The sequence below is a fragment of the Enterobacter cloacae complex sp. ECL414 genome (assembly GCF_021869685.1).
GTDB classification, from domain to species: domain Bacteria; phylum Pseudomonadota; class Gammaproteobacteria; order Enterobacterales; family Enterobacteriaceae; genus Enterobacter; species Enterobacter kobei.
The window spans coordinates 719,705-730,265 of the sequence record NZ_CP091481.1 but is presented as its reverse complement, the minus strand read 5'-3'; the positions used below and the strand labels follow the sequence as shown (position 1 = coordinate 730,265).

The 10,561-nt window shown below is 52.0% G+C and carries 10 protein-coding genes; 3 read left to right on the top strand and 7 right to left on the bottom strand.

The features are described 5' to 3' along the window. Window positions 1–13 precede the first annotated feature (13 nt). From ftsL to leuO, 7 genes are all read right to left on the bottom strand, one after another. A complete protein-coding gene (gene ftsL / locus L3068_RS03405) occupies window positions 14–379 on the bottom strand; it encodes a cell division protein FtsL (protein WP_014068894.1) in 366 nt (121 codons plus the stop codon). Next, window positions 376–1,317, bottom strand: coding sequence for a 16S rRNA (cytosine(1402)-N(4))-methyltransferase RsmH (gene rsmH / locus L3068_RS03400; protein WP_117580902.1), 942 nt, complete (start codon window positions 1,315–1,317; stop codon window positions 376–378). The genes ftsL and rsmH overlap by 4 nt, the downstream gene beginning before the upstream one ends. Before the next feature lie 2 nt (window positions 1,318–1,319). Continuing rightward, entirely contained in the window at window positions 1,320–1,778 is a 459-nt protein-coding gene (mraZ, locus tag L3068_RS03395; RefSeq protein ID WP_014882537.1) for a division/cell wall cluster transcriptional repressor MraZ, read from the bottom strand. A gap of 598 nt (window positions 1,779–2,376) precedes the next feature. Further along, on the bottom strand, window positions 2,377–3,384 hold the full coding sequence (gene cra / locus L3068_RS03390) for a catabolite repressor/activator (protein ID WP_014168621.1): 1,008 nt from the start codon (window positions 3,382–3,384) through the stop codon (window positions 2,377–2,379). Window positions 3,385–3,563: 179 nt separating this feature from the next. Next, on the bottom strand, window positions 3,564–4,055 hold the full coding sequence (ilvN, locus tag L3068_RS03385; RefSeq protein WP_014882536.1) for an acetolactate synthase small subunit: 492 nt from the start codon (window positions 4,053–4,055) through the stop codon (window positions 3,564–3,566). 1 nt (window position 4,056) lies between these two features. Beyond that, window positions 4,057–5,781 (bottom strand): acetolactate synthase 3 large subunit, encoded by a 1,725-nt coding sequence (gene ilvI, locus L3068_RS03380; RefSeq protein WP_117580900.1) that lies wholly within the window; start codon window positions 5,779–5,781, stop codon window positions 4,057–4,059. 379 nt (window positions 5,782–6,160) lie between these two features. After that, window positions 6,161–7,105 carry a transcriptional regulator LeuO gene (gene leuO, locus L3068_RS03375; protein WP_032629721.1) on the bottom strand — a complete coding sequence of 315 codons (945 nt, stop codon included), beginning with the start codon at window positions 7,103–7,105 and terminating at the stop codon, window positions 6,161–6,163. Window positions 7,106–7,720: 615 nt separating this feature from the next. Here leuO and leuL point away from each other — a divergent pair. The 3 genes from leuL to leuB all read left to right on the top strand — a co-directional run bounded on the left by leuL (window position 7,721) and on the right by leuB (window position 10,561). Beyond that, the gene (gene leuL / locus L3068_RS25305; RefSeq protein ID WP_099458923.1) at window positions 7,721–7,807 is read left to right on the top strand and encodes a leu operon leader peptide; all 87 of its coding nucleotides are present in this window, start codon (window positions 7,721–7,723) and stop codon (window positions 7,805–7,807) included. A gap of 91 nt (window positions 7,808–7,898) precedes the next feature. Continuing rightward, on the top strand, window positions 7,899–9,470 hold the full coding sequence (leuA, locus tag L3068_RS03370; protein ID WP_014882534.1) for a 2-isopropylmalate synthase: 1,572 nt from the start codon (window positions 7,899–7,901) through the stop codon (window positions 9,468–9,470). Next, window positions 9,470–10,561, top strand: a complete 1,092-nt coding sequence (gene leuB / locus L3068_RS03365) for a 3-isopropylmalate dehydrogenase (RefSeq protein ID WP_014882533.1) — start codon at window positions 9,470–9,472, stop codon at window positions 10,559–10,561. Before leuA ends, leuB begins: the two co-directional genes overlap by 1 nt.

The following is a 10,561-nucleotide window of genomic DNA, read 5'->3' as shown; positions in this document are numbered from 1 at the left end:
GTCGCGTTTTCCCTTATTTTTGTACTACGATATTTTCCTGGGAAGGATCAACATGCTGCAGTTGCAGCTTTTCCGTTGCGATCCGTTCAACCCGGCTGTGATCGCCGAGCGCGTTTTCTTCAAGGATCAGATTTCGCCATTCAATATCCAGCGCATCGCGTTCCAGTACCATCTGCTCGCGTTGCGCAGTCAATAAACGTGTATGGTGGGCTGTGGTGACCACCGTGACTGCCGTAACAATGATGCAAATGAACAGGCAGAGTGGCAGTTTCCCGAACCGCAAAAGATCGTCGCCGATCACGCCAGGCAAGGCATGGCGCTCGTTGCTTCCTAACGATCCCTTAACTTTGCTTAGGGTTTCTGTCACTCTGCTGATCATGCGTTCGTCCTCTCTGCAACTCGCAGCACTGAACTACGGGCGCGTGGATTCTCTGCCACCTCTTCTTCGCCCGGCATCAACTTGCCTAATGCTCGCAACTGACGACCACCCAGCTTCCTGAGTTGTTCTTCCGTCATCGGCAACCCCGCAGGAACCTGAGGACCGCGGCTTTGCTCACGCATAAAGCGCTTCACAATGCGGTCTTCCAGCGAATGGAAGCTGATGATGGATAACCGCCCACCCGGGGCCAGTACGTCGAGCGAGCTTTTTAGCGCCAGCTCTATTTCCTCCAGTTCACTGTTTACCCAGATGCGCACCGCCTGGAAGGTACGGGTCGCGGGATGTTTGTGCTTATCCTTCACCGGCATCGCCGCCGCGATCACTTCGGCCAGCTCTTTGGTACGGGTCATGGGCTCAACGCGGTTGCGCTCAACGATGGCGCGCGCAATGCGCTTGCCAAAACGTTCTTCGCCAAAGGTTTTGATCACCCATGCAATATCCGCTTCGTCAGCGGTCTGCAGCCATTCGGCAGCAGACTGGCCGCGCGTCGGGTCCATACGCATATCCAGCGGACCATCACGCATAAAGGAGAAACCGCGTTCAGCATCATCAAGCTGTGGTGAAGAGACGCCAAGATCGAGAAGAATCCCGTCGATCTTGCCCGTCAGGCCGCGCTCGGCAACATAATCCGCGAGCGCAGAGAAAGGTCCATGCACGATGGAAAAGCGAGGGTCATTGATGGTCTGTGCAACGGCAATCGCCTGCGGATCGCGATCAATTGCCAGCAGACGTCCTTCCTCTCCAAGCTGGGAGAGAATCAAACGCGAGTGACCACCGCGACCAAACGTACCATCAATGTAGATGCCATCCGGACGAATATTCAGGCCGTTCACGGCCTCATCCAGTAACACCGTTTTGTGTTTATAATTTTCCATCATATTTATAGAGACAAGTCCTGCAGCCGTTCCGATAAAGTTGCGGAATCGGACTGCTCAGCGTCGATATCTTCCTTGACCTGTTGATACCAGGTCGTTTCATCCCACAGTTCAAACTTGTTGAACTGCCCGACCAGCATCACTTCTTTAGTCAGACCGGCATGTTGCCGCAGCACAGGCGCAATCAGTAATCGCCCGGCGCTATCCATCTGACACTCACTGGCATGTCCCAATAACAGCCGCTGTACGCGGCGCTCTTGCGGGTTCATGCTCGACAGTCGCGACAGCTTTTGCTCAATAATTTCCCATTCGGGTAAGGGGTAAAGCAGCAGGCAGGGGGAGTTGATGTCAATGGTGCAAACCATTTGACCCGAAGCGTTCTCAATCAGCTGGTCGCGGTATCGGGTTGGCACCGATAAACGCCCTTTGCTGTCGAGATTGACTAACGTAGCTCCACGGAACATGCCAGTCTCACCCCTCCTCACCACTTTAACCCACAAATTCCCACCTAAAGGAGTTTACGGAGCGAGGGAAAAGCTTGTCAAGCCAGGACTCTCCCTATAAGGACCCGAAAGCCCTCTATTTATAGAGATAAACAGACCTGACTAATAACTGAACAACTGGCGAGGCAAAATTAACGTTATGAATATTTGTAAGAAAAAAACCGAATATGCACACTAGCGTTAAAGCTCACTCAATATCATCGCAGATAAATATAAAGTGTCAGTTTGCGACGCGGGCAGCATTTTATGACAGATTCTCAGGGGATAACAGCGCCAGATTCATTCAGACGCGTGGTTAAGGCGGCCGTTGCCACGCTGGCTGGTCAGGGTCCAGGAAAAACGTCTGAATATTCATCGACCGAAGCCGGTTTGTAACAAAATAATACAAAGATAGCGGTTTAAAATCGCTTTCAGGCTCCTTAAAGGGCAGTTTAAAAGCCAAAATGAATTAAGAAAATGAGGAGATTATGATCCTGCAGGAATTATCCTAATTTCATTGCGGGAATTAACTCAGCGAATTATTCCCGCAATAAGGGGCCGTTTTCACCGCCCCGTCATTTCATTTATGGCGGCTAAGAATTCCGCGATGATAGAGATTACGTTTGATACGTGTCAGACCCGGCTTCGGTTTTCTCGGCTCATCCAGGCTCGCCAGAACAATCTCCAGTACGCGTTCAGCCACATCACGGTGACGCTGTGCCACGGCCAGCACCGGACACTGCAGGAAGTCGAGCAGCTCGTTATCCCCGAAAGTGGCAATAGCCAGGTCGGAGGGAAGCTTACCTTCACGGCGCAGGGTCACATCCATCACCCCCTGCAAGAGTGCAAAGGATGTCGTGAACAGCGCCTGGGGCATCGGGTGCGTTTCCAGCCATTTCTCAAAGAGCTGCGCAGCGGCTTCACGTTCATAGCTATTGGCGTAGAGATAGTGAACTTCACGCGGATCGTCTTTCCAGGCGGTTCGGAACCCCTGTTCACGCAGGAAGCTCACTGAAAGTTCAGGCAATGCGCCAAGATAGAGTACCGTTTCAGCAGGGAAGGTTCTCAGCTCCGCGGCAAGCATTTCCGCATCATCCTGGTCGGCACCCACTACGCTAGTGAAATGCTCGCGATCGAGCGCACGATCCAGCGCAACGATAGGGAAAGGATCGTTCGCCCAGCGCTGGTAGAAAGGATGCTCTGGCGGTAAGGAGGTCGATACAATGATGGCATCCACCTGGCGCTGGAGCAGATGTTCAATGCAGCGCATCTCGTTGTCCGGCTGATCTTCAGAACAAGCAATCAGCAACTGGTAGCCGCGCTGGCGAGCCTGACGCTCAAGATAGTTGGCGATACGGGTATAGCTGGTATTTTCCAGATCGGGGATCACCAGACCAATCGATCGGGTGCGCCCGGCGCGCAGGCCGGCAGCGACAGCATTCGGATGGTAGTTATGCTCACGAACCACCGCCATAACTTTTTCAACGGTTTTATCGCTGACACGGTACTGCTTTGCTTTACCGTTAATCACATAGCTGGCCGTTGTTCGTGACACGCCGGCTAGCCGGGCGATTTCATCCAGTTTCACAATTGCCCCTTAAAAAAAGAAAAGAGTCCATGGCCCTGTCAAGGTTATGGTTAAATCTTTTAACATCTAAACGCAGAAAAGCCTTCGCGGCAACCGCTTTTATCTGCGTTATTGGCTGATTACGCAAAAAAAAGCCCGGCTTTGGTGACCGGGCAGAAAGAGGCGAACCTTTTTGACAACTAACGCATGATTTTCTCGCCGCGTGACAGACCCACAACGCCCGATCTGGCCACTTCAACAATTTTTGCTACATCCCGCACGGACGCCAGAAAAGCGTCCAGCTTGTCACTGGTCCCGACCAGTTGAACCGTATAAAGAGAAGGCGTGACGTCAATGATCTGCCCGCGGAAAATATCCGCATTGCGTTTGACCTCTTCACGCCCGTAGCCGCTGGCCTGAATTTTTACCAGCATGACCTCACGCTCAACGTAAGCCCCCTGCCCCAGTTCGCTCACGCGGAGGACATCAACCAGTTTATGCAGTTGCTTCTCAATCTGCTCAAGCACTTTGGCATCACCAACGGTCTGAATCGTCATACGCGACAGCGTCGGGTCATCCGTGGGGGCAACGGTCAGGCTTTCTATGTTATAGCCGCGCTGCGCGAAAAGCCCAATGACGCGCGACAGTGCGCCAGACTCGTTTTCCAGCAATACAGATAATATCCGGCGCATATCAGGTTCTCTCCGTTTTGCTTAACCACATTTCATCCATACCACCGCCGCGAATATGCATCGGATAAACGTGCTCGGTCCCATCAACGATGACATCCATAAAGACGAGGCGGTTGTTTTTAACCTGCTCAAGCGCTTGTGCGAGCGACGATTCCAGCAAAGCGGGATCGGTCACCCGCATCCCCACGTGGCCATAAGCTTCAGCAAGACGAACAAAATCCGGCAGCGACTGCATGTATGACTGAGAGTGACGGCCAGAGTAGATCATATCCTGCCACTGCTTCACCATACCGAGATAGCCGTTGTTGAGGTTAAGCACCAGTACCGGCAACTCATATTGCAGCGCGGTGGAAAGTTCCTGAATGTTCATCTGGATACTGCCGTCCCCGGTCACGCAGACGACGGTTTCATTTGGCAGTGCCAGCTTCACGCCCAGCGCGGCAGGCAAACCAAAGCCCATCGTTCCTAACCCCCCCGAATTGATCCAGTGACGCGGTTTATCAAAGGGATAATAGAGGGCGGCGAACATTTGATGCTGACCCACGTCTGAAGTGACATAAGCGTCGCCTTTCGTCAGTCGCCAGACCGCTTCAATCACGGCCTGAGGCTTAATATGCTCACTTTGAGTGTCATATTTCAGACACTGGCGCGCGCGCCACTGCTCAATTTGCAGCCACCAGTCGCGGAGCTCATCCAGCGGTTGAGTCGTGCTCTCCTGGGCCAGCAGATCCAGCATTTGCTCCAGTACCTGCCGGGCATCGCCGACGATAGGCACATCAGCTGACACCGTTTTTGAAATCGACGTGGGGTCGATATCAATGTGCAGCACCGTGGCGTTCGGGCAATACTTCGCCAGATTGTTGGTCGTACGATCGTCAAAGCGCACGCCGACGGCAAAGATCACATCGGAATGATGCATCGTCATGTTGGCTTCATAGGTACCGTGCATACCCAGCATGCCCAGCGCCTGACGGTGGGTGGCGGGAAACGCCCCGAGTCCCATCAGCGACGACGCAACAGGAAGATTGAGCTTTTCGATCAGTTCACGAAGCTGTGGCTCACACGCAGAATTGATTGCCCCACCGCCGACATAGACCACCGGTTTTTTAGCGGCCAGCAGCGTCTGCAGCGCACGTTTGATCTGGCCTTTGTGGCCCTGCGTGGTGGGGTTGTAAGAACGCATGCTTACCGATTCCGGCCAGACATAAGGCAGCTTGTTTGCCGGATTCAGGATATCTTTAGGCAGATCGACCACCACCGGTCCTGGACGTCCGCTTGCCGCCAGCCAGAATGCTTTTTTCAGCACGCCAGGAATGTCTTCGGTTTGCTTGACCAGGAAGCTGTGCTTCACAACGGGACGCGATATCCCGACCATGTCGCACTCCTGAAATGCGTCGTAGCCAATCAGTGAGGTTGCCACCTGCCCGGAGAGGATCACCAGCGGAATAGAGTCCATGTACGCGGTCGCAATGCCGGTAATAGCGTTTGTCGCGCCGGGGCCCGACGTGACTAACACCACGCCCACTTCCCCCGTCGCACGCGCCAGGCCATCAGCCATATGCACCGCTGCCTGTTCATGCCGTACAAGGATATGGTCAATGCCGCCTACCGTATGCAGTGCATCATAAATATCAAGGACCGCGCCGCCAGGATAGCCGAACACTTGTTTCACGCCCTGATCGATAAGCGATCGGACGACCATTTCCGCGCCAGACAACATCTCCATGCTTTGCCTCCAGGCATTTTGTTATAGACGGACCGCCGAATTCATTTCTGCACCGTCTTGCGATCGGGATGAACCCGTCTTCTATTAGCTGAGTGATACTTACCTTAACCGCTCGTTATGAGGCAGGCAATTAGCAAACCCGGAGAGCGAAGAGGCGGTTAAAGCAGAAAAAACAGACATTGCCAGAGGATATGGTTAATTCATCTGAAATTAGAGGAGGAGATGATAAATCATCGTTGAAAAGCGCGATGATTCAGGAAATCATCTATTTTTACAGGTCTGGCAACCACCAGAAAAGATTCAGAACAGAATAAAATAGCAGTTAACAAAACAAAACCAGGATAAACCACATGCAAAGATGCAATTTATCCTGATCTGATTAACGGCGGCAGATGCTGATAAGTAATTCTTCCATCCACTGATGCCCTTTATCCCGCCCTGCAGCTTCATGCCAGGAGAGATAACAGGTACGGCTATTAAGCTTAAGCGGCAGAGGCAAAATTTGCAGATTTAACGCGTCAGAGAACTCTTCCGCCAGCCAGCGCGGTGCAATAGCCACCAGCTGCGTCTGGGAAACGACGTTTAATACGCTGACCATTGCCATTCCTTGATATGCCACGCTCGCCTGTTTATCTGCTGTGTCGTACCACGGCAGACTAAATGAGGCATATCTGTCGAGCGCAACCACGGCATGTTGTTCGCTATAAACATCACTTTCACGTAGCGGAGCATTCAATCGTGGATGTTTTTTACTGGCAACCAATACCATTTCATCTTTAAACAACGGCACGCACGAAAATTCAGGGCGACGGAACTCTTCGTATCCCAGAACAAATTCGGTTTCCTGGTAACGTAACTGGTGTTCTGTGTTTTGATTTAAGGATGATTTGAACACCAGATTAATATTTGGCGCAATCTCTTCAACCTTATTATAAATAATAGATGTCAGATAATTATCTAACGGACTGCAGACGCAGAGATGGAATACGCGTTCACTGCTTAGTGGTTCAAAACCCGAGCCCGGCAGCTCATTTTGCACCAGTTGCAGAGCCTGGCGAATAGAGCCGAAGAGCTGGAATGCCCGCGCAGTAGGCTGAATCCCTCGTCCGTAGCGAACGAATAATTCGTCGTTGAACATCACCTTAAGCCTGGCAACGGCATTACTCACGGCAGGTTGTGACATCCCCAACGCTTGCGCCGCCCGGGTGATATTCTGCTCCTGCATGACAGCATCAAACACCGTCAGTAGATTAAGATCCACCGTGCGTAGCTGGGGTTTAATCCCATCTGTAACTTGAGGTTGTTTAATATTATTTTCTGACACTTCTGACTCCACTGTCACGCTACACAGCACGTCCTTCGCCGACGCATTGTAATAATCCCGAAAAATATGATTTACCATGCCAATACGTCCAACAAAAGAGAATTGTTTAAAAATCGGAATATATAAAGATCACGCGATAACACACAAATAAAAACCGGCATAACAGATATATTTGACTTTATAGTTAGAATGAAACCATAAACCAAGTCAATACACAATGGTCATCTGGTTAAGGATGACTTAAGTATAATTAAACTGTTATCGACTTTGCGTATACTTACGTTAATAATCTGTTATTCCCATTCATTCACGACCAGAGAGAAAGAATGCCTATGTGAATGGTAAATCAATGATATTAAATACTTTAAAAAGAAAACATCCACGACGGAAAATACATATTTCAAAACACCTGCTAAATGTACTTATTTCTGCAAATGCTTTTTGAGTCCAATTTTAGACAATTCATATAGCCTGAAAAGCAAAATCCAGCACAATAAGCTAAAGCCTATAACCTGTCTGTTCAGCCTGTCGGAACCGTTTTTACCGTCAGGGGTTGACATCAACAGCCGTATCCAGTACCACTAAAAGTATATTGAATTTAACGGAGCACGATTCATGACACGCACCCATCGTTTCACCGGTCTACTACTACTAAACGCATCTTCTGTGCGCGGTAGACTGGCGGGCGAAATTCAGCGTTGAATCGTCACCAGTAAGACTAAAAACCCGCGCCACTGCGCGGGTTTTTTTATGCTCGTAGCAAGGCGCCCTAAGACTGACAAGGACCTAACCCATGAGCCAGCAAGTCATTATTTTCGATACTACTTTACGTGACGGTGAACAGGCATTACAGGCAAGCCTGAGTGTAAAAGAGAAACTGCAGATTGCGCTGGCTCTCGAGCGAATGGGCGTCGACGTCATGGAGGTGGGGTTCCCGGTCTCTTCTCCGGGTGATTTCGAATCCGTACAGACCATTGCGCGCACCATTAAAAATAGCCGCGTCTGTGGCCTGGCACGCTGTGTAGAGAAAGACATCGACGTTGCGGCCGAGTCGCTGAAAGTGGCCGAAGCCTTCCGTATTCACACCTTCATTGCTACCTCGCCAATGCATATCGCAACCAAATTGCGCAGCACGCTGGATGAGGTGATTGAACGCGCGGTGTATATGGTTAAGCGCGCACGTAACTATACCGATGACGTTGAATTCTCTTGCGAAGACGCGGGCCGTACGCCAATCGAAGACCTGGCGCGCGTTGTGGAAGCCGCCATCAACGCGGGCGCGAAAACCATCAACATCCCGGACACCGTCGGCTACACCATGCCGTTTGAGTTCTCTAACATCATCACCGGCCTGTATGACCGCGTACCGAATATTGATAAAGCAATTATCTCCGTCCACACCCACGATGATTTAGGGCTGGCGGTGGGCAATGCCATCGCCGCTGTCCACGCTGGTGCGCGTCAGGTAGAAGGCGCGATGAACGGTATCGGTGAACGCGCGGGCAACTGTTCGCTGGAAGAAGTGATCATGGCGATCAAAGTGCGCAAAGACATCATGAACGTGCACACCCGCATCAATCACAACGAAATCTGGCGCACCAGCCAGACCGTCAGCCAGATTTGCAACATGCCGATCCCGGCCAACAAAGCGATTGTCGGCACGGGTGCGTTCGCGCATTCCTCTGGTATCCACCAGGACGGCGTACTGAAAAACCGCGAAAACTACGAAATCATGACCCCGGAATCTATCGGTCTGAACCAGGTGCAGTTGAACCTGACCTCCCGTTCCGGCCGCGCTGCGGTGAAACACCGTATGGAAGAGATGGGTTATCAGGACAGCGATTACAACATGGATCAGCTGTACGACGCATTCCTGAAGCTGGCCGACAAAAAAGGTCAGGTGTTCGACTATGACCTGGAAGCGCTGGCCTTTATTAACAAACAGCAGGAAGAGCCAGAGCACTTCCGTCTGGATTACTTCAACGTGCAGTCCGGCTCCAGCGACATCGCCACCGCCTCGGTCAAACTGGCCTGTGGTGACGAGATTAAAGCCGAAGCGGCAAACGGTAACGGCCCTGTCGACGCCATCTATCAGGCAATCAACCGCGTCACCGAATACGACGTTGAGCTGGTGAAATATGACCTGACGGCGAAAGGGCATGGTAAAGACGCTTTAGGCCAGGTGGATATCGTCGTCAATTACAACGGTCGCCGTTTCCACGGAGTGGGTCTGGCGACGGATATTGTCGAATCCTCCGCGAAAGCAATGGTGCATGTCCTGAACAACATCTGGCGCGCCGCTGAAGTCGAAAAAGAGTTGCAACGCAAAGCTCAGAATAAAGAGAACAACAAGGAAACCGTGTAATGTCGAAGAATTACCATATTGCTGTGTTGCCGGGTGACGGTATTGGCCCGGAAGTGATGGCACAGGCGCTGAAAGTACTGGAAGCCGTTCGCTCGCGTTTTGCGATGAAAATCACCACCAGCCATTACGACGTGGGCGGTATTGCCATTGATAACCACGGTACGCCGCTGCCAAAAGCCACCGTCGAAGGCTGCGAAAATGCCGACGCCGTGCTGTTTGGCTCCGTCGGCGGCCCAAAATGGGAACACCTGCCGCCGGCTGAGCAGCCAGAGCGCGGCGCGCTGCTGCCGCTGCGTAAACACTTTAAGCTGTTCAGCAACCTGCGTCCGGCGAAGCTCTATCAGGGGCTGGAAGAATTCTGCCCGCTGCGCGCGGATATCGCCGCTAACGGTTTCGATATTCTCTGCGTACGCGAGCTGACCGGCGGAATTTACTTCGGTCAGCCAAAGGGCCGCGAAGGCAGCGGCCAGCATGAAAAAGCATTCGATACCGAGGTATATCACCGTTTCGAAATTGAACGTATCGCCCATATCGCCTTTGAGTCGGCGCGTAAACGCCGTCATAAAGTGACCTCCATTGATAAAGCAAACGTGCTGCAGTCGTCCATTTTGTGGCGTGAGATCGTCAGCGAAGTCGCGAAGCAGTATCCGGACGTTGAGCTGTCGCATATGTACATTGATAACGCGACCATGCAGCTGATTAAGGATCCCTCCCAGTTTGACGTGCTGCTCTGCTCTAACCTGTTCGGCGATATCCTGTCTGACGAGTGCGCGATGATCACCGGCTCCATGGGGATGTTGCCATCCGCCAGCCTGAATGAAGAAGGCTTCGGGCTGTACGAACCTGCCGGGGGCTCCGCACCGGATATCGCAGGCAAAAACATCGCCAACCCGATTGCACAGATCCTCTCCCTGGCTCTGCTGCTGCGATACAGCCTTGATGCAGGTGATGCAGCAACCGCAATTGAAAACGCCATTAACCGGGCGTTAGAAGAAGGCGTCCGTACCGGTGATTTAGCACGCGGCACGGCAGCAGTCAGTACTGATGAAATGGGCGACATCATTGCCCGCTATGTCGCTGAAGGGGTGTAA